At 44.3% G+C, this 23952-nt stretch carries 21 protein-coding genes; 14 read left to right on the top strand and 7 right to left on the bottom strand.

Annotation, left to right across the window (positions count from 1 at the left end; all coding sequences use genetic code 11):
* Nucleotides 1-16: 16 nt before the first annotated feature.
* Nucleotides 17-613, bottom strand: a complete 597-nt coding sequence (locus LRM47_RS03785; RefSeq protein ID WP_243822857.1) for a hypothetical protein — start codon at nucleotides 611-613, stop codon at nucleotides 17-19.
* Nucleotides 614-701: 88 nt separating this feature from the next.
* Nucleotides 702-1202 (bottom strand): hypothetical protein, encoded by a 501-nt coding sequence (locus tag LRM47_RS03780; RefSeq protein WP_243822856.1) that lies wholly within the window; start codon nucleotides 1200-1202, stop codon nucleotides 702-704.
* Between the two features lie 60 nt (nucleotides 1203-1262).
* Here LRM47_RS03780 and LRM47_RS03775 point away from each other — a divergent pair, with 60 nt between their 5' ends.
* From LRM47_RS03775 to der, 5 genes are all read left to right on the top strand, one after another.
* On the top strand, nucleotides 1263-3233 hold the full coding sequence (locus LRM47_RS03775; protein ID WP_243822855.1) for an ATP-binding protein: 1971 nt from the start codon (nucleotides 1263-1265) through the stop codon (nucleotides 3231-3233).
* Nucleotides 3234-3285: 52 nt separating this feature from the next.
* Nucleotides 3286-4266 carry a response regulator transcription factor gene (locus LRM47_RS03770; protein ID WP_243822854.1) on the top strand — a complete coding sequence of 327 codons (981 nt, stop codon included), beginning with the start codon at nucleotides 3286-3288 and terminating at the stop codon, nucleotides 4264-4266.
* Complete coding sequence (locus tag LRM47_RS03765; RefSeq protein WP_243822853.1) at nucleotides 4263-4970, top strand: pseudouridine synthase; 708 nt, start codon at nucleotides 4263-4265, stop codon at nucleotides 4968-4970. Before LRM47_RS03770 ends, LRM47_RS03765 begins: the two co-directional genes overlap by 4 nt.
* Before the next feature lie 83 nt (nucleotides 4971-5053).
* Complete coding sequence (locus LRM47_RS03760) at nucleotides 5054-5416, top strand: hypothetical protein (RefSeq protein ID WP_243822852.1); 363 nt, start codon at nucleotides 5054-5056, stop codon at nucleotides 5414-5416.
* Nucleotides 5417-5637: 221 nt separating this feature from the next.
* The gene (gene der, locus LRM47_RS03755) at nucleotides 5638-7071 is read left to right on the top strand and encodes a ribosome biogenesis GTPase Der (RefSeq protein WP_243822851.1); all 1434 of its coding nucleotides are present in this window, start codon (nucleotides 5638-5640) and stop codon (nucleotides 7069-7071) included.
* 586 nt (nucleotides 7072-7657) lie between these two features.
* Here der and LRM47_RS03750 read toward each other — a convergent pair.
* A complete protein-coding gene (locus tag LRM47_RS03750) occupies nucleotides 7658-8626 on the bottom strand; it encodes a GTP-binding protein (protein ID WP_243822850.1) in 969 nt (322 codons plus the stop codon).
* A gap of 43 nt (nucleotides 8627-8669) precedes the next feature.
* Here LRM47_RS03750 and pth point away from each other — a divergent pair, with 43 nt between their 5' ends.
* Nucleotides 8670-9230, top strand: coding sequence for an aminoacyl-tRNA hydrolase (gene pth / locus LRM47_RS03745; protein ID WP_243809527.1), 561 nt, complete (start codon nucleotides 8670-8672; stop codon nucleotides 9228-9230).
* A gap of 8 nt (nucleotides 9231-9238) precedes the next feature.
* Here pth and LRM47_RS03740 read toward each other — a convergent pair whose 3' ends face one another.
* Nucleotides 9239-10360, bottom strand: coding sequence for a DUF475 domain-containing protein (locus LRM47_RS03740; protein WP_243822849.1), 1122 nt, complete (start codon nucleotides 10358-10360; stop codon nucleotides 9239-9241).
* Between the two features lie 41 nt (nucleotides 10361-10401).
* Here LRM47_RS03740 and LRM47_RS04195 point away from each other — a divergent pair, with 41 nt between their 5' ends.
* From LRM47_RS04195 to LRM47_RS03690, 8 genes are all read left to right on the top strand, one after another.
* Entirely contained in the window at nucleotides 10402-11445 is a 1044-nt protein-coding gene (locus LRM47_RS04195) for a permease (protein WP_353524834.1), read from the top strand.
* Nucleotides 11435-12169, top strand: coding sequence for a TIGR03943 family putative permease subunit (locus tag LRM47_RS03720; protein WP_243822845.1), 735 nt, complete (start codon nucleotides 11435-11437; stop codon nucleotides 12167-12169). The genes LRM47_RS04195 and LRM47_RS03720 overlap by 11 nt, the downstream gene beginning before the upstream one ends.
* A gap of 47 nt (nucleotides 12170-12216) precedes the next feature.
* A complete protein-coding gene (locus tag LRM47_RS03715) occupies nucleotides 12217-12630 on the top strand; it encodes a Fur family transcriptional regulator (RefSeq protein ID WP_243822844.1) in 414 nt (137 codons plus the stop codon).
* A 376-nt stretch (nucleotides 12631-13006) separates the two neighbouring features.
* Complete coding sequence (gene dprA, locus LRM47_RS03710; protein WP_243822843.1) at nucleotides 13007-13876, top strand: DNA-processing protein DprA; 870 nt, start codon at nucleotides 13007-13009, stop codon at nucleotides 13874-13876.
* A gap of 22 nt (nucleotides 13877-13898) precedes the next feature.
* The gene (locus LRM47_RS03705) at nucleotides 13899-14606 is read left to right on the top strand and encodes a CDP-alcohol phosphatidyltransferase family protein (RefSeq protein ID WP_243822842.1); all 708 of its coding nucleotides are present in this window, start codon (nucleotides 13899-13901) and stop codon (nucleotides 14604-14606) included.
* Between the two features lie 45 nt (nucleotides 14607-14651).
* Nucleotides 14652-16997 (top strand): type I DNA topoisomerase, encoded by a 2346-nt coding sequence (topA, locus tag LRM47_RS03700; RefSeq protein WP_243822841.1) that lies wholly within the window; start codon nucleotides 14652-14654, stop codon nucleotides 16995-16997.
* Nucleotides 16998-17197: 200 nt separating this feature from the next.
* The gene (locus LRM47_RS03695) at nucleotides 17198-18250 is read left to right on the top strand and encodes a sigma factor-like helix-turn-helix DNA-binding protein (RefSeq protein WP_243822840.1); all 1053 of its coding nucleotides are present in this window, start codon (nucleotides 17198-17200) and stop codon (nucleotides 18248-18250) included.
* Between the two features lie 44 nt (nucleotides 18251-18294).
* Entirely contained in the window at nucleotides 18295-20943 is a 2649-nt protein-coding gene (locus tag LRM47_RS03690) for a type IV secretory system conjugative DNA transfer family protein (RefSeq protein ID WP_243822839.1), read from the top strand.
* A gap of 3 nt (nucleotides 20944-20946) precedes the next feature.
* On the opposite strand, the gene LRM47_RS03685 is transcribed toward LRM47_RS03690, so the two are convergent.
* The 3 genes from LRM47_RS03685 to speD are packed head-to-tail and all read right to left on the bottom strand — an operon-like array spanning nucleotide 20947 to nucleotide 23520.
* Entirely contained in the window at nucleotides 20947-22473 is a 1527-nt protein-coding gene (locus tag LRM47_RS03685) for a polyamine aminopropyltransferase (protein ID WP_243822838.1), read from the bottom strand.
* A gap of 11 nt (nucleotides 22474-22484) precedes the next feature.
* Nucleotides 22485-23171 carry a hypothetical protein gene (locus tag LRM47_RS03680; RefSeq protein ID WP_243822837.1) on the bottom strand — a complete coding sequence of 229 codons (687 nt, stop codon included), beginning with the start codon at nucleotides 23169-23171 and terminating at the stop codon, nucleotides 22485-22487.
* Between the two features lies 1 nt (nucleotide 23172).
* On the bottom strand, nucleotides 23173-23520 hold the full coding sequence (speD, locus tag LRM47_RS03675; protein ID WP_243822836.1) for an adenosylmethionine decarboxylase: 348 nt from the start codon (nucleotides 23518-23520) through the stop codon (nucleotides 23173-23175).
* Nucleotides 23521-23952 lie beyond the last annotated feature (432 nt).

The raw sequence follows: 23952 nt of genomic DNA, 5'->3' as shown, positions 1-23952 counted from the left end.
AAAAGGAAAGACTTGTCTACTTTTTCTCTATGTTAGACGTCGACTTTTTATGATAAGACAGTACAGCCCAAGAACAGTAAATTACAGACACAACAATAAGTAAAGGGATAAACACAACAAACGAAACCATCACAGCGCCACCAAGTGCAAGTATAGTATATTGTATATTGTAGATAAAGTAAATCAATGCGAACATCAGAGCAATCCCTATACATGTCAACGGAATAATTGTCATCCCTCCCATAACTCTATCTGTTACCCAATATTGCCTAAATATACACATTTTAATCATAACAATCGACAACACTAAGCTATAGACTATAAAAGCAATACGTATAAACTCAGGCAAGATATAATAGATAACATTAAGTATAACATCCCTAGAATTAGGGTCATCTTCTATCATTACACTTACTAATGCAATACAAAACGTCACGAAAGCAATTGTAATTCCGATGGTCCTTTCTTTATCTGCTTTCACAGTAGGCAAGGGCTCTGCAACAACTGGAGCTTCCGTAAAAGTTAATTGCTTCTTCATATCTTCAGCTCCAGGTGAAGCAATAGGCGCGTTATCCGTAAGATTACTTTGATTATTATATTGATCGTTATTCATAGAATTATTCTCCTGACTATTATATTTTCAAATTATTATCCTATCGCAATTAATAAAGGAATCAGTATTATTAAGGTTCATTATTTTTTTATTTATGCCTATTATATCCATATAATGTCACATCAATTATCGGCAATAAATAGATAGTCAATAACGCAACAGGGAAGATGATTACAGGAAAAAGTATTAGAATATCTATCGACACAAGTTTACCATATACCCAAAGCGCCGCAAAAATTATTGCCGATAGTACAGAAGAGTGGATTACCGCTTTTGGACTATCCTTTACTATCTTGTTAATGTTCTGATAATAACCCCTCTTGTACCACCTAATCATAAAAATAATTAGCAACGGAGAGAGCATCATCGATGCATTTGAAATGGCTGATATCAAAAAAGAAACGTGTATGTTATACGGTCCTGTCGATCCTCGCATTGAAACGTAATTTCCTACTAGCGTAATAATGGTAAACATTAAAGAAAAGAGCATAACACGCTTAAAGACTCTCTTTTTCTCTGTGCTGTCATAGACTGGCGCATTGCTTACGTCGGGATTGTTACTTTGGTCGTTATGTCGATCATCGTTCATAGAATTAGTATACCACGTTTATCACTTGAGATTTTCCTGAAAATTCGCCATAATAAAAGCATGAAAAAGGGCGGGATTTACTTTAAGCCTCACGCAATTTCCAGATTTTGGCTAAGGAGATTGTGTGAAGTGGCATTACTGAGCTGTTTCACAATCATTCTTTTGTACGCATGGGCGCGATTTATACCGACCGGTTATCAATTGCCAATCGGATTATCTGTCTCAGATTTGGCGGCTGGCATGGCAGGAATCGGCAGCTTAATTGTGCTGATTTTATGTTTTTGGCTTCCTAGAAAACACGAAACTGGAATCGGAATTTTCGTATATTTGTTAACCGTCGCTGTCGCCGCAATCACCATAATTACCAGTGGCGGAGTCGTTTCGCCATTCCTAGTTATGTGGATTATCGTGGCAATTTTCGCAGGATTTTTCGGCGCAATAATCTTAGGAATGATGGGACTTTTGGTTATTTTACAGATTATAGCCACCAGCGTTCAACAGGGAGTAAACATACAATTCATCATCGGCTACCTATTCTTCGGATTTTTACCTTTGATTTTTAGCCTCGTTCTATGGATTCGCCGCCAAAAAACCGACGACAACACATCCAATCTGGAGAATAGACTTTCCGCGGTTGAGAGCAAATCTGATGTAGTGATCAATGCCATCGACGACGGCGTTTTGGCTATTTCCAAAGACGGCAACATCGAACTGATCAATCCATCCGCCCAACAAATCATCGGCTGGGACCAAGGCGACGCGCTCGGACTTAACTGGAAAAGCGTCTTAAAACTCGTCACTTCAGACGGAAAAGACGTAGAGGACCTCGAGAATCCAATTTCCCAATCTTTATCAAAAAACCAGCCAACGCACAACGATAAATTATTCCTATTGACCAGCTCTGAAAAACGCATTTTAGTGTCAATCGTCAGCTCTCCAGTCGGCACAGATGGCGAAGGAATCATCGTAGTTTTCCGCGACATCACCAAAGAAAAAGCCGAGGAGCGCGAGCAAGCCGAGTTCATCTCCACCGCCAGCCACGAGATGCGTACGCCAGTTGCGTCAATTGAGGGATATTTGGGACTGGCATTAAATCCAGCCACCGCTCACATCGATGAGAAAGCCCGCGACTTCATCACCAAAGCTCACGAATCGGCGCAACATCTGGGGCGGTTATTCCAAGATCTCCTCGACATTAGCAAAGTTGAAGACGGGCGAATGAAAAATAACCCGAAAATCATCAACGTAAACGAATTTTTGAAGGATATTTTTGATGGTTTGGCGACAAAAGCTAATGAAAAGCAGCTCAATTATATCTTCATGCCAGACATAATTGATGAGGGTAAAGAGAAGTCGCTGCAACCGATTTTTTATGCCAATATTGATCCTGACCATTTTAGGGAAGTCGTCAGTAATTTGATTGAGAATGCCATCAAGTACACGCCATCGGGCGAAGTTGTCGTCAATATTACCGGCGACGATAAGCAGATTTCTGTAAGCGTGAAAGATAGCGGCATTGGCATTCCCGCCGAAGATATTCCGCATTTATTCCAGAAATTTTATCGAGTGGACAATTCTGACACGCGAGAAATTGGCGGAACTGGCTTGGGGTTATATTTGAGCCGCCGCTTAGCCGAGGCGATGTCTGGAAACTTGCGAGTTGAAAGCAAATATAAAGAGGGAAGTACTTTCTATCTGGAAATTCCTCGCATGAGTAGTTCGGAAGCCAAGCAGCGATTAGAATCTACGGAAGCTGAAAAGCCTGAAGATAATCTGGATTCGGAAAAAATTGAAATTGCCACAGAAGAGAAGACGGAAGATATCGCAATTGAAAATAATAGCGAGATTGTCGATTCAAATCCAGCCGCAATCGCAACTCCAGAGAATCCAGCTCCAGCCATACCGACCACTCCAGCAGTCCAGCCAGAAATTCCACAACCAGCCAGGAATTCTTCCGAGCCGACGCTAGCTGAAATTGAGGAAGAATTGCGAAAAAAACGCCAGCAGCTATCAATTCCTGGTCGCGAATAATAGCCATAAGAACTATGGATTTTTTGTCAAAACTTCAGTATAGTATAAATATATGACAAAAATTTTATTGGTTGAGGACGACAAAAGTTTACGCGAGATTTACGGTGTACGACTTTTGGCGGAGGGCTACGATATCGTTTCGGCGGGCGACGGCGAAGAAGCTCTAGCCATGGCAATTAAAGAACGTCCGCGATTAATCTTAAGCGATGTGATGATGCCAAAAATCTCTGGCTTTGATATGCTGGATATTTTACGCTCAACGACAGAGACAAAAGACGTTAAAGTTATTATTATGACCGCGCTGTCCTCGGAGGATCAGAGAAAGCGTGGCGAGCAACTTGGCGCTGATAAATACTTGGTGAAGTCTCAGGTAGGAATAGAGGACGTCGTTAGAGCAGTCCACGAAGCCCTGGGCGACCTTCCGGGAGTCGGCACAAATCCAGTGCCAGTTTCACAGCCAGCTCATGCATATGAGCCAGCCACTCCAACACCTCAGCCAACTCCAGCAGCGCCGCAGCCAGTTACTAGACCTGATATTTCTTCATTGTCGCCGCAACCAGCCGCCCCCGCTGCAACGCCAACGACTCCTGCAGTGAATCCGCTCATACAACAACATCCGCAACAAGTATTCGCTCCAGCGCCACAATCAATTCCAGCGCCGCAGCCTCAGCCGACAACTCTGCCGCAGCCTATGGCGCCATTTTCATCGCCCGCACCACGACCGTCAGGGCTTGGTGATCGTGTAATTCAACCTTTGCCAGCTGACGACTCTCAGAATTCTGTAGATATTTCCAAGCTTATGGCGCAAGAATTGGACAATACGCAGACTATTTCTCAACCAACTCCAGCACCTCAGCCAGCGCAAGCTCCAGCGCCACAATCAATTCCAGCGCCGCAGCCAACACCGAACCCTATTGAGCAAGCTAGCGCAATACCTCCAGTCCAAGTGCAGCCTCAAGAGCAAAGCATCCCGCATCAACCATCAGAAACTTCTCAGTCGACACAATTTCCATCGATAAATCCGCAACAATGATAAACCCAGACACAAAGCAAGAATCTTGGCGCCTCAACAAATTCGTGGCGCTTTGCTTGGGCGTTTCCAGGCGGAAGGCTGACGAATTGATAGAGAAGGGGAAGATTACTATTGACGGTCAGCCCGCCAGATTGGGTCAACAAATCTCTGACGCAAATAAAATTTCCTACAACGGCAAATTACTAGAATTGCAGTCCAAACAGCTCATCATCCTACACAAGCCAACTGGATATCTTTGTTCGCGCGCTTCTCAGGGCGACGTTCCGACAATCTACAAATTGCTACCAAAAAACCTTCACCACTTAAAACCCGTTGGTCGCCTGGATAAAGACAGTTCTGGGCTGATTCTCATGACGAACGACGGCGATTTTGCGCACACCATGACACATCCGTCGTTTTATAAAATTAAGCGATATCTCGTCACGATCGACCAGCCATTGCAACCTCTACATCGCCAAATGATCAATGATTTTGGCGTGCAGCTTCCTGACGGACGCAGTCAATTGACGCTAGAAAGACAACACGAAGGTGATGATTATCGCTGGATAGTGGAAATGAGCGAGGGAAGAAATCGTCAAATTCGGCGAACTTTCGATGCGTTAGGTTACACTGTTAAAAAACTCCACAGAACAAACTTTGGCAATTATTCGCTCGGCGACCTCAAGAGAGGCGAGTGGAGAGAAGAGAAATTCACGAATTCATAATTTACTCCGCGGCTCTTTACATTTTACGTTAAATATTGTAATATAGCTTTTATGTTAAATTTGACAGAAGGTGTAATTGTAAAATGGAAACACTAAACACACGTGATAAATTAGAATTGTCAAGGAAATTAGCCAGAATATCCCTAAACGGAATATGCGCAGATCTTAAAGCTGATACTGAGTATGGACATGACAAGATAACCGAAGTATATTCAGGAAAAAAGAGAGAACTCCCCATAGACATCACCGAGAAGCAAATATCAGATTATGCAAAATTAGTTGTTAAGCTAGAAGAAATAGCAGAATCTCTAGATCTGAAAACTTTACCCACAATAGACGGCAGTAACTACTGTCTGCATGACCTAGAAAAAGGCGGTGGCATAGTCATATTTAAAAGACAGACAGAAGGTTCTCGTGTATATATCGCAGAACAAACTAGTACTTAAAGCCGACGGAACTGTTAATACAGAATACCTTCAGCTTCGACCGTTTAATAAAGACGGTCAGATTGCTCCATTAGATTATACAAAGATAGCACGCTTATGCAATAATCGTATCAATTATCATCTCAATAACCCCAAAGGAGTTAGAGCTGTTGCATTTAATAAAAATAGAAGAGACCTCCAATATAGTTCTAAATAGCTAAAAAATGCTATAATATATAATCATGTCTAAATTACCAACAGTCGCCATCATCGGGCAGGCCAACGTCGGCAAAAGCTCATTATTCAATCGCTTGACGCGCTCTCGCACGGCCATCGTCGCCAGGGAAGCTGGAACAACTCGCGACAATGTCGTTGGTAAAGTCTCATACAAACGACGCAACGTAGATTCTGCGCCGTCAGATGACTATTCGCAATTTTGGCTCATCGACACGGCTGGACTGAAAACTGCCGAGGACGAATTTGAGGCGACCATTCAGGACCAAATCGCTGACGCGTCTGCTGCTGCCGACGTAATCCTCGTAACCGTCGATTCCACTGTTTATCCTTCTGACGCTGATCGACAATTGGCCAAAAAAGCCCTAAAAAGCGGCAAGCCAGTCATTTTAATCGCCAATAAAGCAGACTTAAAAGGCTCTCTTTCTATCGACGAATTCAAACGGCTCGGCATTAAAAACATCATAAAAACCTCCGCCGAGCATAGTATCGGCATTTCAGAGCTTCTTGATAGTATTGCCGAACTTATTCCGCCAGCCACCGAAACCGCACCTGACGATATCATCCGCGTCGCGCTAATCGGCCGCCCGAATGTTGGAAAGAGTAATCTATTCAATACCTTAGCGGGCAAGCAGCAAGCCATCGTCGCCAACGTTGCGGGTACAACTCGTGATGTAAACCGCGTTCAAGTTCGTTATCACGGTCAGACGATTGAACTGCTCGACACCGCTGGAGTTCGCCGCCAAGGAAAGCAAGAAACGGGAATTGAGAAGTTCTCAGTTCTTCGCACCATGCAAGCCATCAACGAAGCCGACGTCTGTCTGCTTCTTATGGATGTCAATGAGCTTAATGTCCAATTGGATCAGCGCCTAGCTGGAATTATTGACGAGGCGGGTAAGGGGCTTGTTCTGGTCGTCAGCAAATGGGACTCCGTCGAAGGTAAGGACGCTTACACGCACGATGAAATCGCACCACAAATCAGCTATAACTTCAAGTTCACGCCGTACGCGCCGTTAATATTCACCTCTTCCGTCACAGGGCAGAATGTTGCCAAATTGTTTGACCTGGCGCTTGATATCTATAAGCGTCGTCGTCAAGAATGTAAAACTCGCGCCTTAAACGACATTTTGCAGAAAGCCATCGCCGCACATCCGCCAGCTGGTCTGAAAAATTCACACCCGAAGCTGCGCTACATTGTCCAGACTGACGTTGCTCCGCCATGGTTTGTTATTTACGGTAGCAATCTGAAATTTGTCCACTGGAGCTATAAACGTTATCTGGAGCGAACTTTACGCGAGGCTTTCAATTTTGCAGGAACACCAATTAAAATGTCTTTCCGCGACGAAAAGCAATTAAAAGCCAATCGTGAACGCGTTGCGCGCGGTCTGGCGCCAGTCACGAAAGCCTACAAGCAGGCCAAGAACGCTGAAAAAGGCATATAATACCACATTTTTGACAAATTCTCTTGACATTTTATTCTATTACTGATATATATATATTAGCTTTCACAATGTGTTAGCTTGCGTCAAATTCGACACATCGTTGGAGGAAAATAAATCCTCCGCCCAACTGGAAGGACAGTCCCATGCTGGAAGGATTCCTCAAACTCATGCTGCTCACAGCCATTGGCGTGGCTCTCGGGTCCGCCGTGATAGGAGGAATTGCAGGAGCCTTCGTAGGAGGACTCATTGGTGAGGCGGCGGGAGTTCCCGTTACCACAACTGCTCCAATCGGAGCAGTTGTCGGAGCTGTAACAGCCGGAGCCGCTGCGTGGCGGCGCATCTGGTGCAACGGCAAGAGGGACAACCCTCCTACTGATAGTCAGGCGTAAGCCTGCTCGAAAATAGCTCGCTCGAAAATAGACTCAATTCGGTTAGAAATGCATATTTTGCATTTCCTGGATTGAATCCAGTTTTCGGCTTGAGTACGTTTTCGAGCGGGCTATTTTCTTTTATAACGAATCTTAGCTGTATTCGCTCCATAGATGTGTATCTATGCTGATGAGTCGGAAACGACGAAAGCGAACTTTTATTCAAACATCATCAATTGCGCCGACAAAACCTCACGCGTAATTTCGTCTGCATGTTCACCAATTAGCACAATTTTTGCTGGCTCTTCCGCCGCAGAATTAGCTATTTGAATCTGATTTTCCGTTGCCTCCAAATGATGCCGCGCGCCATTATCGTCAATAAAACAGCCCTTCATTCGCCTGAGTTTATAAGCACCAAAAAGTTCCGGCCAAATTTTTTCCAGAGTCGCCGCAGCAATTTTCATACCAGAAACATCCAGCACGGCATACGTCGGATTGTCTGGCACGACCAACTCGCCGTCATACTTATCAAAAAACGTTAGTAGTCCCGACGGCGTGGTTAATTTACTTAGATCAAACCGACCGTGTGGTGCGCTGAGCACCTTAGCGTAGGGTAGGGTGCGCAATTTCTCCTCGTACTCGGCGCGTTCATTTTCACCTAGCAAATCTTCTTTGGTCACTAAAATCATATCAGCCGCTTGCAACTCAATTTCATGTGCCGGCTCAATTCCACGTAAAATCTCATGTGCGTCAATAACATAAAAACTCTGCGCCAACTCGTACTTATTGAATATTTGTGCATTAATCAATTTCTCAACCAAATTCATCGTTAGCGCCACGCCAGTCGCCTCAATAAATACTGGGGCGGGGGAATTGCGACAAAAGTCAAGTAACATTCGCGTTAATGCGTGCTTCGACGAACAGCAAACACAATCGCCAGCCAAGGTCGTCACAATATCCGCCAGCTTTTCCAATCGATAACCGTCAACGTTTTCATTAGCATATTCATTCTCAATCACCCGAGAACCCTTATAGTCACTTTGTTGCAATAAGAACTCAAGAACACTAGTTTTCCCAGCGCCCAACGAGCCATTCACCAAATACAACGGAACTTTATCGACAATCGCTCGCCCATCATCAAACGGCGCATTAATGCTAAATTCCAAATCATCGTCGCGTTTTGCCATATGCTTATTATACGTCATTTTCACAAGGTGATATACTAAGTCTATGAAAGTCATCTTAGCGTTGGGAAATCCAGGCGAAAAATACACAAACACGCGGCATAATGCTGGGTTTTTGGCTATTGATAAATTTGCGTCAGAGCAGGGGAAAACCTTTTCGAACAAGCCAAAGTTTTCCGCGGATATCGCCGAGCTGAATATTTCTGGAGAAAAAATCCTGCTAGTTAAGCCAACTACTTTTTACAACGAGGTTGGAATTTCCGCCCGAGCAATCTTAGATTTTTACAAATTGACATTGGATGATTTACTAATTATTCACGACGACACGGCGCTGGATTTTGGTAAAATTCGAACCCGCAAAGGCGGACGAGACGCGGGCAGCAATGGATTAAAATCCCTTCACGCTCACGTCGGATCAGACTTTTGGCATATTCGCATTGGTACAGATAATTTGCTCAGACGTCAAGTTGGTGACGTAGATTTTGTCCTGGGTAAATTCAACTCAGACGAGCAAAAGATTCTCCAAAGCTGGATATTGCCCGAGTCAATTAACTTGATCGAGAAATTCATCAACGGAACTATCGAGCCGTTCAGTATAAAATATTAAACCAGATTCTAGCGTCGTTTTCGCGGCACAATTTTTGAAGCGCTGTTCTTCAATTGCTCTTCGGCTTGATGTAACTTTGTAGTCGCAGCTTCTTGTAGATTGATCGATCGGGCTTCCAATATGCTGCTACCAACCGCCAAACTCACGAACAACAAGCCCAAGCCACCCGTCGCCCATTCCGGCAATTCCAAGTGGAATAATTTGGCAATCATCATCACGCCGAGCGCCATAATTGCCCAGTGAGCACCATTTTCCAGATATTTATATTTGCTAAGCGCGCCTGTTCGCAACAAATATACGGTTAGCGATCTGACCCAAATTGCTCCAGCGCCCAGTCCAGCCACGATTAGTAGCACGCTGTTGGTGATGGCAAACGCACCAATCACACCGTCAAAACTAAAGCTGGCGTCCAGAACTTCCAAATATAACAAGCTAGCAAACGCCGCCCAACCAGTTTTAATCTTAACGGATTTTGCGTCATCTTCATGGAAAAATGAACCAAATAGTTCCAATCCAATATGCAGCACAATTCCAAGCACTGCCGAAATCAACACCAAAGATTTATGCGGCGCCTCGACCGTAAAATACAAAACAGCCGCCACGCTAAGCATTATACACACCTTAAAATTCTCAAATCGCCCAGCCTTCGCCAAAATCGGCTCAACATGTCGCATCCAGTGAACACGCTTGTTGTAATCGATAAAATAGCTAAGCCCAATCATAATCAAAAACGCACCGCCAAATGCGTCAATCATCGGCGACGCCTCGTGCAGGATTTTGCCGTACTCAACAGGTTTATGTAGCGCCAGATTAACAACATCCATAAATCCGTGGCCGCTCGCAATCATCACAATAGCAATTGGCAATATAAATCGAACAACAAACACCGCCACAAATATACCAGCCGTCAGGAAGACTTTCTGCCAGATTTGACTCATTCCCGCCAAAACCTTGCTATTTATCACCGCGTTGTCGAAGCTAAACGTAACTTCCAAAACCACCAAAATAGTGAATAGCCAAAGACCGCTAACGCCCATATGGCTAAAAATCAAACTGCCCAGACCTAAGGTCAATAGGACTGAAAACCAGAAAATCCGAAACGGATGATGTGAATGTAAAAGATGTTTCATATTGATTTAGTATAGCATAAGCATGGAGTATAATTTTATATATGGCACAAAAATCGCCAGATAGTCGCATAAAAAAGTTTTTATCAGCCAACAGCGAATTGATCGGTTGGGTAGTTTTTGGCGTCCTTATAATTTCTATTTATCAATTCAGCTCGCGATTCGGCGTTATGTTATTAAACGGAGAATTTGCAGAATGGTGCAATAAATTACTTCCGTCATTACAAGATTTCATCACACTGACGTTAAGCGTAATTGTCGAGGCGGCCCCGTTTTTAATTTTAGGAATTATCATATCCGCGCTTATCAGGTACTTTTTATCATCAAAAGATGTCTTCAAAATATTGCCAAAAAACGCCTTTCTTCGACGAGTTACACTCTCTATGATCGGGCTAATTTTACCCGTATGTGAATGCGGCAACGTGCCAATTGCACGCAGCTTAATAGCAAATGGACTGAAACCCGCCGACGTTATTAGCTTTCTTTTCGCCGCGCCAATCTTAAACCCGATAACCATAATCTCAACCATGACCGCCTTCAGTTTTGACACCCGAATGGTTTGGTGGCGAATTATTTTTGCGCTAATTATCGTACAAATAACCGCTTTTATCGTCAGCTTTTTAAAGGAAGATTCCGTTATTAATCCAGAGTTCGAGAAACTTTGTGACTCTCATAATCACAGTTCAAAATTGTCAAACATATTCAGCTCATCACGTAATGAATTCTGGCAATTATTTACTATGTTGGTCTTAGGTGCTAGCATCGCATCCGCCACACAAATCTTCGTTCCGCGATTCATCATAAACGCCGTCGGCGGCGACATTTTCCTATCAGTCATATCCATGATCACGCTAAGTTTCATCATTTCGATATGCTCCAGCATCGACGCATTCTTCGCACTGGCTTACGTGCGGAATTTCACGACAGGCTCAATTTTATCTTTCTTACTATTCGGACCGATGATAGACATTAAAATGATTACGCTGTTAAAAACAACTTTTCGCTGGAAATTTATTGCAACAATTACCTTAACTGTATTCATCTTATCTATAATTGTCGGGCTGGGAGTCAACTTATATGTACGCTAACCTTGCAAAATCAATTGGCGGAATTGTCGTTTGTGTATATATTTTGCTATTAGCTTGGCGCGATCAACTCGGCTTTTACGTTCATCCACGCTATCACACATTCGCGATCGTAATTAGCGTAATCGGCGTTATACTTTTGCTTATTGATATAATGTTGCAATTAAAAAATAAGTCCGCTAAAAACAAACCTAGAATTAGCTTGAAAAAAATTGCCCCGATATCTTATTTTGCGATAATTATATTATCAGTCGGATATATATTACCACCAAAGCCACTCTCTCCAAGCAGCCTCGCGCAAAAAGAAAGTCCTGCGATTATTGAGCCCGAAAGTCGCTGCGAAACACCTCAGACGAAAGAGAACTCTTCTACAATCTCAATAAATCGCTGGAAAACCGCAATAAATTCCTGCAAAGAAGCCGCTTATTTTAACGGCAAAGATATCACCGTTACCGGATTCGTTTCAAATGATCTGTTAAAAAACTATGGCTATAATTACTTCAATATTGCCAGATACGTTATAAGTTGTTGCACTGTTGACAGCGTGCCTATGAAAATCCTGGTCGAGAAAAACTTTTCGACAGACTACACAGATGGAACATGGCTAATCGTCAAGGGTAAATTGTCACAAAAAATCGTTAATAGCCAAGCCGAATACGTCATAACCGACGCACACATCACAAAAATCAACCAACCCAAATATCCTTATGAATTGCTCGGAATATAAGCCTATTGCACACTTGTTGCAATAAGTTATAAACTATTGATAGCACTATGCTAAATGAAATATTTGAACGTCACAATCTTCGCCTGACAAAACCTCGCCAGCAAGTATTTGATATCCTGCGAAATTCAGACGTACCTCTTACGGTCGGTGATATTGCGAAAAACTGCAAAAACATTAACCGTGCCAGCATTTACCGCACACTGCTAATGTTCGATAATCTAAACATTATAAACACCATAACTATTAGCTGGAAGAATTATTACGAGTTAGCGGAACCGTTTATACCACATCATCACCATCTATACTGCATCAATTGTCAAAATGCCGAGCCCATACAATCACAAGAACTCGAAAAACTCATAGATCTCATCGGTAAAAAACATAATTTCATAGTCACAAAACACCACTTTGAGCTGGAAGGTATTTGCGGAAAGTGCCGACATATTATAGAAAATAAATAATTTTTCCCAACAAAAAAGCGCCAGGTAAGGGTGGGCATCACCTGACGCTTTTTTACCCTTCAACCCACCCGAGCTACCGTATCAGCGAAGCGTCGCGACTAAAACTCCAAAAGTCCGCGCCTGACTATTGTCAACACCAATTAGTGCTCGCCTCAACGGATGTCGCCTTTGAAAAAGGGCAGTTAAAGGGGTTAGTATGCGCGTAACGTTGAACCGCAAAAAGTGGAGGGTAAGAATACTTAATGCCATTGCGCGCAACCTAACATATAGTTAGAATAGGGGGTATAAGGTGCGTTTGGTTAATGATTACTTAACCAATCGTCCTTGATTATAGCAAACATTTGACAAAGTGTCAATACTTTTTACCACATTTTTTATGGAAATCAATAGAATTACACCAGATGAGCATATTTTCTCCCAGAGATTAGCGCATATTGCCAATCCACCAAAAAGCTTATGTTATATGGGAAAATTGCCAGAAGCAAGCGCACCCGTCGTATCAATCGTCGGATCTCGCAAGCCGTCTGCCTACGGAAAAGAAGTCACCGAGCGATTAGCAACAGATCTGGCAAAAGCCGGATGTGTAATCGTGAGTGGGTTGGCGCTAGGCGTGGATTGCATTGCCCAAAAAGCTGCGATTGAAGCTGGCGGAACGGTCGTGGCGGTCGTCCCAAACGAGCTTCCTGATATTTCACCGCGGACCAATTATCAACTAGCCATGAGCATCATAGAGCGGGGCGGCGCGGTCGTTTCAGAATGGATGAAGGGCGATAATAAAATAGTCAATCGTTGGAGTTTTTTGGAGCGCAATCGGCTGGTTAGCGGGCTAGCTGACGGAATTATTATCACCGAAGCCGCCGAGCGAAGCGGCACACTAAACACCGCCTCTCACGCACTGAACCAGGGAAGAGATTTGTTTGTAGTTCCCGGAAACATAACCAGCCCACTGTCGGCGGGTTGTAATACTTTATTAAAACAAGGGGCGTATTTGGTGACGGACGCCGACGATGTTTTGTCAATCATCGCGCCAGAAAAATTACAAAAAAACAACGATCAAGAGTTAGCAGCCAGCGCAACAATTGAAGAAGCGATTATCATAAAACTCATCTCAGAAGGACTTCGTGACGGCGATGAAATTCAACAAAAATCAGGATTATCCACATCAGATTTCGCCACGGCGTTAACTATGCTGGAAATCAACGGTGTTATCAAGCCTCTCGGGGCGAACAACTGGACATTACGATAGTTTTATTATATAATGCTAATTTATGAGAAGCCCCGACAATTTACATCCAGAAAGTGACATTACAGACAAAAAAAGAGAAGAGCCATTTTTTAGCATAGAAGGCATACCCCCAACACTACTTAGCCTCATCGGAACTGCCGCTGCGTGCATTGGAATAAAGGACCCCACTACATTTAAAGGATTTGCCGCTTTCGTTATTGGCAGTGTGATGGATGCGCTAGACGGCAAACTAGCCAGAGCAACTGGAGGAGAAACTAAACTAGGTAAAATTGTTGACCATACTGGAGATAAAATCAAAGTATTCTATACGATATGGAAGATGTATGAAGCAGACACAGCCCCAAGATCGATACTTGGTGGCATTGCCGCATTTAACGCTATCAATGCAGCGTGTTCAATAAAAACTCATATAGACAACCCCGACATGTCACAGGCGCCTGAAAAAAGTGGCAAGATAGCCATGGCCATGGAGGTTGTATCTCTAATATTATATTCTGCCGGTAAATTTGCTGAGCTGCACGGCTTAAGAAAAACTAGCAACACAGCCAGGGCACTAGGTGGGCTGGCAGCAGCAACTGCTATAATTCCTGCAACACTATCGACAGCAAGCTATATCAGACGAGCAAGCGGCAATAACCACAACCCAGAAAAGCACCAAAATACGGCAGTTAATCGCAGTCTTGGAATAGCGGCACTACTTGGTCGCATTGGAGAACCTAGCCGTCAATAGAGATTGTTATTGTAGCTACATAGTGATTTGTTATAATATAAAGTTATGAAAAATCTCGTTATCGTCGAGTCACCAGCCAAAGCTAAAACCATCGAGAAATATCTCGGCAAGGATTTTCACGTCCTGTCCAGCGTGGGGCATATTCGCTCGATTGTTAAAAAGACGAAGGATGGAACGCCGCCGATTGACGTGGCTAACGATTTTTTTGCAATTTATGAAGTTGATCCTGAGAAAAAGAAAGTTATCACCGAACTAAAGAGAAATGTCAAGGCAGTTGGCAAGGAAAATGTTTGGCTCGCAACCGATGAAGACCGCGAAGGAGAGGCCATTGCTTGGCATTTGTGCAAGGTGCTGGATCTTCCTATTGAGACGACTAAGCGAATTGTCTTTCACGAGATCACCAAAGATGCCATAACTAATGCAATTAAGAATCCGCGAACCGTGGATATGAATTTGGTTCAGGCGCAACAAGCCCGACAAATTCTTGACCGACTGGTTGGCTTTGAACTTAGTCCAGTCGTCTGGCAAAAAGTTCCTGGCGGAAAGTCGGCTGGTCGCGTTCAGAGTCCGGCAGTGCGATTACTAGTCGAGCGCGAACGAGAAATTATGAAGTTTGAGGGCAATTCTCAGTTCAAAGTTACCGCCATTTTTATTCACGACAATCAAGAATTCAAGGCCGAGCTTAATCAAAAATTCGACACAGAAGAAGCGGCGAACGAGTTCTTAAATAGTCTGAAACCCGCCGAATTTGTTGTTAGCGATATCTCAAAAACCCCCGGAACGCGCAATCCAGCGGCGCCATTTACCACGTCAACCTTGCAGCAGGAAGCCAACTCTAAGCTTGGCTTCAGCTCCAAAGCAACCATGGCTTCGGCGCAAAAATTATACCAAGACGGAAAAATCACCTATATGCGTACCGACTCCGTAAATTTGAGCGGTCAAGCCATCGCGGCGGCTACCGATTTTATCAAGCGTCTTTACGGTCCAGATTACTCAACGGTTCGCAAATTTAAGACCAAATCCGCGTCCGCCCAAGAAGCCCACGAAGCCATTCGCCCGACGGATATCACTCTGGAAACCGCGTCTAATAATAGCTATGACCAGAAATTGTACGACCTGATTCGACGCCGAACTTTAGCGTCGCAAATGTCGCCAGCGAAGCTAGAAAAAACGACTATCACAATTGACATCAAGGGCGATAATTTACCTAAGAGCAAAAAGCCCGCTCAGTTTGAGACGAAGGGCGAAGTCATTACATTTGATGGGTTTTTGCGCGTTTACGGTGGCAATAAAGATGAGCTTCTACCGAAGTTACAGTCTGGCGATGAAGTCAATTCTCACGATATTACGGCTCGTCAAACATTCACTAGACCGCCAGCTCGTTACACCGAAGGTTCGCTAGTTAAGAAGTTGGAGGAGCTTGGAATTGGGCGTCCATCCACATATGCCACAATTATCGACACCGTGCAGACTCGCGGCTACGTTGAAAAGGGTGACAGCGAAGGTCAACCACGTGATGTAATTGTCCTGAATTATAACGGCGAGGAAGTTAGCCGAAGTGTTGCCCAGGAAAAAACTGGCTCGACACGCGGCAAACTTATTCCAACGCCAAGCGGCGAACTGATTGCCGATTTCCTGACGGACCATTTTACGCAAATTGTCGATTACGATTTTACCGCCAACGTTGAAACGGAATTTGACAAAATTGCCGGTGCTAATCTGGAAAAAAGCGCAATGCTGCACGGATTTTACACGCCTTTCCATAAATTAATCGAGCAATCTGGCGGGATCGACCGAAGTAAAGTCGGTGCTAATCGTGAAGTGGGAATTGACCCGAAGACGAATAAGCCGATTATTGCGCGATTTGGGCGATTCGGTCCAATGTTGCAACTTGGCGAAACCGACGGCGACGAAAAGCCACGTTTTGCGCCGCTGCCAAAGGGCGCGAAGATTGAAACGGTAACCTTAGAGCAAGCACTGGAAATGTTCAAGTTGCCACGCATCGTTGGTCAAACAGAAGACGGGCAAGACATTAAGGCAAATATTGGACGATTCGGTCCGTATATTCAAGTCGGCAAATTGTTCGTTTCCATTAAGCCAGAAGACCCGCACAGCATTACTTTAGAAAAGGCGCGTGAACTTTACGCCGCCAAATTAGAAGCCGAAGCTGCTAAGAATATTGCCGAATTTCCAGATGGAATTAAGGTTCTCAATGGTCGATTTGGTCCATACATCACCAACGGCGCCAAAAACGTCAAAATCCCTAAAGCTACAGATCCGAAAACTATTACTCACGAAAAAGCTCTGGAGTTATTAAGCGCCACAACAGCAAAGCCAACTCGCAAACGCGTAGTTAAAAAAGCTGCCAAAACATCCGCTAAAAAGAAATAGCGTTTTCATACTATCCAATAATTCCGGATAATAAAAACTCTTCATATAATCTATTGCAAAAAACGTAAAATAAATGCTATAATTTATATCAGCAATTATGGCATTTATCTATTGACTTTTGTCAAATGCAATTGTATAATTAAAAACATATTTTCAATCAATATAAACTGTGGTGAGGCAGAGAGGATGTTTCTAGTAGCATGAGCGAGACAGCAAAAACCGAGCAAAGCGCCAAATTAAATTCTGTCGTCGATACTATTATTTCTAAGATTCCGCAAGAGCGCGAAAAGGAAATTATTTCTCGACGATTTGGTTTGTACGACCGAAAAGAAACGTTAGAGTTAATTGGCGATATGTTCGGCATTACTCGCGAGCGCGTTCGTCAGCTAGAAAAAGCAATCTTAACGCGTCTACGTGCAGCTGTCGCCGAGGGAGAACTTCCTTCGGTTATTGCTATGGAAAAAGAAATTACTTCGAGTTTGTCTGAGATGGGACGAGTTGCACGCATGCAGGATTTGGCGTCACATTTTCTCAGTAAAGAAGCTACTGCAATTGACCGCGCTCGTGTGGCGTTCATTTCTGAGCTAGCAGAAAATATCACGATTGTTACAGAGAATGACGATTACTATCAAGCGGCAGCAATTGACACTCTCGGCAATGAAAAGCAAATTAGAGCACGAGTCGAAGAGGTTGTCAAAACGATCAAAAAACACGGCGAGCCCGTTACCGCGGAAGAATTGCACAAAAAATTGGACTACGAACATCCTTCAAACATTGCAGCCTTGGCTACCGTTAGTAAAAAATTGGCCAGCTTAAACGATCAGTGGGGACTAGCCAAATGGCCAGCGGTCAACCCAAAGAACATTCGCGATAAAATCTACGTTGTTTTGGACACGAATGGCTCACCGATGCATTTTTCCGACATCGCCAAGGGAATTCGGGATAGCGAATTTAACCGCCGAAGCGTCACGACGCAGGCAATTCACAATGAACTTATTAAAGATAAGCGCTTTGTTCTAATCGGCCGCGGGATTTACGCGCTTGCCAGCTGGGGCTACAGCCGCGGAACTGTAGCAGATATCATTACCGATATTTTGAAGAATTCCGAAACTCCGCTTCACCGCGATGAAATCGTCCGTCAAGTCCTCGACAAACGACAAGTCAAGGAAACTACTATTCTATTAAACCTTCAATCAAAACCGCAATTCAAACGCGTCGCTAAAGCCACGTACGTTTTTGAAGAAGCCGCTTAAGCTAAGTTGCAAACTTCTTTCAGAGGTGAGATAATTTACACATAATGCAGATTATTTCTTGGATCATCAGCACATTATTGCAATGGTACGTTTGGATGCCAATTGTGGCAGTCCTGATGTTTTTGACGTGGCGGAATTATCGAAAGATAGAAGATTTTACCCCAGTTGAGAGTGTACTTTTGATTCTGGAAATCCCACGCACCAACGACAAGCAAGAGCTTGCCGCCGAGCAATTATTCGCTTCACTGCACGGAATTCTTCGCGACAATAAAGAATTGCGATTATCTGGCGGGCACCAGGAGCATATCAGCTTTGAAATCGCCTCAGTCAATGGGCAAATTCGCTTTTACGTTTGGGTGCCAAAAACCTTGCAAAGTTTCGTCGAAGGACAGATCTATTCTCAATACCCAACCGTTCAAATTCACCAAGCCGACGAAGATTACACTGAGCACGAGCGTGACCACGAAGTTGCTTACTCGACAGAATTGACATTAACCACAGATGAATTTCTCCCGATTCGCACCTTCCAAAACTTCGAAGTCGACCCGCTGGCGGGCATTACAGGCACGTTGGCAAAATTGGAAACCACCGGTGAAGAATTGTGGATTCAGGTGCTAGTCAGACCAATCCCAGATGACTGGCAAAACGCCGCAGATCGATATATCAATAGTATAAGAAACGGACGAATGTTCTCCTTGCCAGGGTTCGGCGGCAGCATGCAGTGGCTAATCGGCGTACTTGGCGCGTTATGGCAACCACCAGAGCAGGGGGTCGGGCAATCAACAAAAATTGAGCTATCAGACCGCGATAAAACTCGCATTTCTGAAGCAGAGAAAAAAGCAACCAAGCTCGGATATGAAGTAAAAATTCGCTTGGTTTATATGGGCGAAAGTCAGACAAACGCTAAGCTTCGCATGCAGGCGCTCGTCGGTACATTTAAGCAGTTCAATTCGACAAATCTCAACGGATTTCACGCCGTCAAGGGCGCGTTTGGCAAAGAATTTATTGATAAATATCGCAAGCGTTCGTTCATCGGCGACGGTTTTATATTAAATATAGAAGAATTGGCGTCAGTTTTTCATTTGCCACACACCAATGTTGAAACACCAAATATAGTCTGGGCGAGCTCCAAAACCGCAGAACCGCCATCCAAATTGCCAGTCTTAACCGGCGAAGACGTCAACGATGACCAAATTTCTGCCTTTGGCGTCACCAACTTCCGCGGCATCAGCCACCAATTCGGTATGTTGCGCTATGACCGCTCACGCCACGTTTACATAATCGGGCAAACGGGTGCCGGAAAAAGTGGACTATTAGAGCTCTTCGCCTTAAGCGACATTTTCCATAATCAAGGATATGCCATCATCGACCCGCACGGCGACTTCGCGATCAACAATATGAAATTTATCCCCGGCAGCCGATTGAACGACGTGATCTATTTCAATCCAGCCGACACCGCGTATCCTCTGGGATTCAACCCGCTCGAGGTCACGAACCCTAATCAAAAAACCAACATTTCGTCAGAAATCATTGGCGTTTTGAAGCGCATTTTTGGCGATTCGTGGGGACCGCGGCTTGAATATATTTTGCGGTACACTATTTTAGCTTTGCTGGACCGACCAGAAGCGACGATGCTTGATATTACTCGTATGCTAACAGATAAGGAATTCCGAAAAGAAACGCTGACTTATTGCCAAGACACCGTGGTTCTACAATTCTGGAATGTCGAATTTGCCAGCTGGAATGACAAGTTTGTCGCCGAGGCAATCGCGCCAGTCTTAAATAAAGTCGGAGCTTTCACCGCCAACCCAATCATTCGCAATATCATCGGGCAGCCGAAATCCACGTTCAATATTCGCCAGATTATGGACGAAGGAAAGATTCTAATTGTCAATCTGTCCAAGGGCCTTATCGGTGAAGATAATGCCGCCATACTCGGTTCGTTTTTGGTTACGAAAATCCAACTTGCCGCCATGTCTCGAAGCGACATTCCTGACGTGCGCGATCGCCGCCCATTCTATCTTTACGTCGACGAGTTCCAGAACTTCGCCACCGATTCGTTTGCGACTATTCTGTCTGAGGCTCGAAAATATGGACTTAACTTGACCGTTGCCAACCAGTACATTTCCCAGATGAGCGACACAGTTCGCGATGCGGTTTTCGGAAACGTCGGCACCATGATTTCTTTCCGAGTTTCTGCTGACGATGCACCGATTCTTGCCAAGCAATTCGAGCCGAACTTTGAAGCAATCGACCTACTTCAAATGCATAATCGTAATTTTGTTGTCAATATGGTTATCGGTGGCGAAAAAACTCCGGCGTTTTCTGCTCGCACATTGGAACTTCCGCCAAGCCAAGCTGACAACACGCCACACATTATTGAGCACTCGCGTCGCATGTATTCGCGAAACAGGGAAGATGTTGAGAAAGAAATTGACGCCGCAATAAAGCCTGTTCGCAATCAAAAAAAGCAACCCGCCAAACCTCAGTCGCAGCCCGTAAACAACGCTCCAGCGGTCAATAGCCAACCGAAAAAGTCGCAACCCGCAGCAAACGACGGCGAAGTTGTTTTGCAAATTCGCGGCAACGATAATACACCTACAGAAACTGCAATCAACACAGTTACACCGCTAGCTTCAGCCACGCCAAAAAGACGACGCCGCCGACGGAAAAAGAGCACTACCGCCGCCTAAAAACTATTCGTATCGCCACTGGCGCATATCGGAATTGTAAACATCGGTAATTCGCGGAGAAACCAACGTAGAAGTCGGTCCAGATGGCACCGATACGGCGTTTTGTTTAGTCAGAAAGGTGAGTAGTTTCTGGTTTTGATATCGTAGGTTTTTCGGTAATGGCTGACTAGCCACAACCTCGGCTCGCGGCGTAGACATCACAAAACCCCACTCACCAAATGATGGCACATTGACCGAAAACGCCGTCACATATCGCTCTGGATGAGATGATTTGACGGTGTTTGCCACCATATAAAAAGCGTGCGGAGAGAAAAATGAAGACGTCGCCTGTGTCACCATAACTCCGCGCTCCGTTAAAATATTGCCAATTTGACGATATAATTGCTCGGAATACAACTTGGCTAATTTTTCATTCGACGGATCCACCAGATCAATCAGCACGACATCATATTTATCCTTGGTAGAGAAGGCGAATTGGAAAGCGTCTTGATTGACAATAGAAACGCGCGGATCATGCAACGAGCGCTGATTTACATCGGTGAGAAGATGATTAGTTTTCGCCAGATTAGTCATCACCTCATCAATATCAACCAACGTAATATGCTCAACACTGGGATATTTCAAAACGTCCCGAGCCAACAAGCCATCGCCGCCGCCCATAATCAGCACACGCTTCGGATTGGCGACCGAAGACAGAGCAGAAGCGGACAGAGTTTCGTGATAACGCGCTTCGTCAAGGCTGGAAAACTGCAGATTGCGATTCAAAAACAACCTCGTGTCATTCTTATATCTAGTCAGGACAATTTTCTGATACGGCGTCTGCTGCTGCCACATCACCGGATCTTTATACGTTCGCTTGTCGATTCCGTGCTCAATTTCTGTCGCGAAAATAAAGAATCCCACCAGCAACATTGTCGCAATAACGCTAATTGTCATCACAATTTTCGACGCTTTCATTTGCTTAAGAATCAGAACCGCAACGCCAATATTCAAAGCCGCCACCAGATACGCACTGCGCATCAAACCAAGATACGGAAGCATAACGAGCGGGAATAATAGCGACGCAATTAGCGCCCCAAAATAATCGAGTGCTAAAATCTTGCTAAATAATTTCACCGAAGACTTGCGCCCGAACTCCTGAAACATTTTCATTAAAAGCGGAATTTCCAGCCCGATACAAATACCAATTGCCAGACTTATGACGGCAAAAATCAGCCAATGCGAACGCGTAAAAACGAAGCCCAAATACATCAGCATCACCGAATTTCCGCCAATTAATCCCAGAATAATTTCGTTTGTCGCGAAACTGGTCGCTGGATGGAGCTTGATGTAATTGACCAGCAGCGAGCCAATTCCCATGCCAAACAGCGTCACACCCGTCGCCAAGCTGAAGCTCAAAATCGAATCGCCCACCAGATATGACGCAGCTGCGCCTAAAATTAGCTCGTAAATAATTCCGCCAATTGCTACCAAAATTGCCGCCGCAAATAAAGCAATTTGCTCCCGTTTTTTCGTACTTGATCGTGACATTATAACTCCTTTTATTTACCAAGCCCGCCGCTGCTGCCGCCGTAAACACTGCGCGATCCACCGTGACCTCCGCCACTGCTACTATCAGAATTGTTGTCAAAAATGAACGCAAACAAAATAATAGCGATAAATATGACAACGACAATAATCGTCGTCCAGTCAATCGGCTTAATGGTCCTGCCAAACATTTCCTTTTGTTCTTTGTCGCTCAACTGAATCTTACGATAAGCGTCGTACTCGCGATTATTATACTTCTCAATCGTGATCAACTGACGGTTTTTCGGCGCGCTAGTATCCTTCAAAGTAGCGTACGCCATCAGTTCTTTCGGGAAAACTTGGTACGTGTTTTTGCCCTTGATGTTCATAATTTCACCAATTCCAACCTCGTCAACCACCACAACGTGATCCTTGCCGTCCTGCTCAGAAACGGTGAATGATTGACCTTTTTCCAATTGCGTTGGATCAATTGCCTGAGTAAAACGAATCGGCTCGTACAGAGAAACGGTTTGATCGCTGTGATCATATTCCACCCAGCTATCATAATCAGCCAGCCCTGTAATCTCCCACTCTTCCCAATAGTAAAATCGCTTGTCTTTCTTATCCCATTCGCGAAAAAGCAAACAGCCAACAACTCGCAAATTCGTCTTCTTGCCGGTCAAAATCTGGTTAATTTTAAGTCGCGCCTTGGTTCGTTTCATATTACAATGCCATTTCTCTCATAATTATGTTTTTTGCACCCAGCAGCCGTGCAATCATCTCTTTTATTTGTTGCAATTTATCATCATCCAGTATTTTACAGGTTGTCATCGCTATATACGCCACGCCGCTTTCCGGCCACGTATGAATCGCGATATGCGACTCCGACAAAAGCAGAGCAGCGCTGATTCCTTGCGGGGAAAATTGATGCGTTACCGATTCCAAAGAGTGCAAGTCCGCCAATTCCGTAACATTTCTTAACATTTTCTGCAGCTCATCCGCATCATTAAGCAAGGCAGGATCAACTTCGCTCACTTTTATAGTTATAGATTGGACCGCAGACGCATGCATATTATAGTAATTATATCACCTCTGGAGCGTCAGGAGTAAAGATGAAACGCGACTCTTAGGGGTATCGGTATTTAGATTGTTGGGGAATTATAACCAAATAATACAGAAAAAATCCCTGAATCTCAGGCATATGGAGGAGCTACCAGCAGAGGCGGATACAATCGTGATCATATAAATATAGTAGCTAGCCCAGCCGAGACTGGCAGATACAATACGGCTACAATAGCTGATTTTAATGGGAATATAAGCTTAAAGAACATTTCACAAAGAAGAGAAGGAGAAATAAAAAATCTCTCCCAACAACGAGAAGAGATTTCGAAAGCTTCGGATGGAGGCGCAAATGTTGTTCCATCATCCACCAATAGCGATAGCTATGTCGGCGGCGCGCCAGTTTCCGCCGGTCGGAGCTCTGATGGTGCTAATATAGCACAA

It is taken from the genome of Candidatus Nanosynbacter sp. TM7-076 (genome assembly GCF_022828325.1).
Taxonomy (GTDB): Bacteria; Patescibacteriota; Saccharimonadia; order Saccharimonadales; family Saccharimonadaceae; genus Nanosynbacter.
This window is presented reverse-complemented; position numbering and strand designations above follow the sequence as displayed.

Bases quoted from the DNA above. Each gene is read 5' to 3' on its own strand.
- LRM47_RS03785 (WP_243822857.1), bottom strand. From the start codon at position 613: ATGAATAACGATCAATATAATAATCAAAGTAATCTTACGGATAACGCG.
- LRM47_RS03780 (WP_243822856.1), bottom strand. From the start codon at position 1,202: ATGAACGATGATCGACATAACGACCAAAGTAACAATCCCGACGTAAGC.
- LRM47_RS03775 (WP_243822855.1), top strand. From the start codon at position 1,263: ATGAAAAAGGGCGGGATTTACTTTAAGCCTCACGCAATTTCCAGATTT.
- LRM47_RS03770 (WP_243822854.1), top strand. From the start codon at position 3,286: ATGACAAAAATTTTATTGGTTGAGGACGACAAAAGTTTACGCGAGATT.
- LRM47_RS03765 (WP_243822853.1), top strand. From the start codon at position 4,263: ATGATAAACCCAGACACAAAGCAAGAATCTTGGCGCCTCAACAAATTC.
- LRM47_RS03760 (WP_243822852.1), top strand. From the start codon at position 5,054: ATGGAAACACTAAACACACGTGATAAATTAGAATTGTCAAGGAAATTA.
- der (WP_243822851.1), top strand. From the start codon at position 5,638: ATGTCTAAATTACCAACAGTCGCCATCATCGGGCAGGCCAACGTCGGC.
- LRM47_RS03750 (WP_243822850.1), bottom strand. From the start codon at position 8,626: ATGGCAAAACGCGACGATGATTTGGAATTTAGCATTAATGCGCCGTTT.
- pth (WP_243809527.1), top strand. From the start codon at position 8,670: ATGAAAGTCATCTTAGCGTTGGGAAATCCAGGCGAAAAATACACAAAC.
- LRM47_RS03740 (WP_243822849.1), bottom strand. From the start codon at position 10,360: ATGAAACATCTTTTACATTCACATCATCCGTTTCGGATTTTCTGGTTT.
- LRM47_RS04195 (WP_353524834.1), top strand. From the start codon at position 10,402: ATGGCACAAAAATCGCCAGATAGTCGCATAAAAAAGTTTTTATCAGCC.
- LRM47_RS03720 (WP_243822845.1), top strand. From the start codon at position 11,435: ATGTACGCTAACCTTGCAAAATCAATTGGCGGAATTGTCGTTTGTGTA.
- LRM47_RS03715 (WP_243822844.1), top strand. From the start codon at position 12,217: ATGCTAAATGAAATATTTGAACGTCACAATCTTCGCCTGACAAAACCT.
- dprA (WP_243822843.1), top strand. From the start codon at position 13,007: ATGGAAATCAATAGAATTACACCAGATGAGCATATTTTCTCCCAGAGA.
- LRM47_RS03705 (WP_243822842.1), top strand. From the start codon at position 13,899: ATGAGAAGCCCCGACAATTTACATCCAGAAAGTGACATTACAGACAAA.
- topA (WP_243822841.1), top strand. From the start codon at position 14,652: ATGAAAAATCTCGTTATCGTCGAGTCACCAGCCAAAGCTAAAACCATC.
- LRM47_RS03695 (WP_243822840.1), top strand. From the start codon at position 17,198: ATGAGCGAGACAGCAAAAACCGAGCAAAGCGCCAAATTAAATTCTGTC.
- LRM47_RS03690 (WP_243822839.1), top strand. From the start codon at position 18,295: ATGCAGATTATTTCTTGGATCATCAGCACATTATTGCAATGGTACGTT.
- LRM47_RS03685 (WP_243822838.1), bottom strand. From the start codon at position 22,473: ATGTCACGATCAAGTACGAAAAAACGGGAGCAAATTGCTTTATTTGCG.
- LRM47_RS03680 (WP_243822837.1), bottom strand. From the start codon at position 23,171: ATGAAACGAACCAAGGCGCGACTTAAAATTAACCAGATTTTGACCGGC.
- speD (WP_243822836.1), bottom strand. From the start codon at position 23,520: ATGCATGCGTCTGCGGTCCAATCTATAACTATAAAAGTGAGCGAAGTT.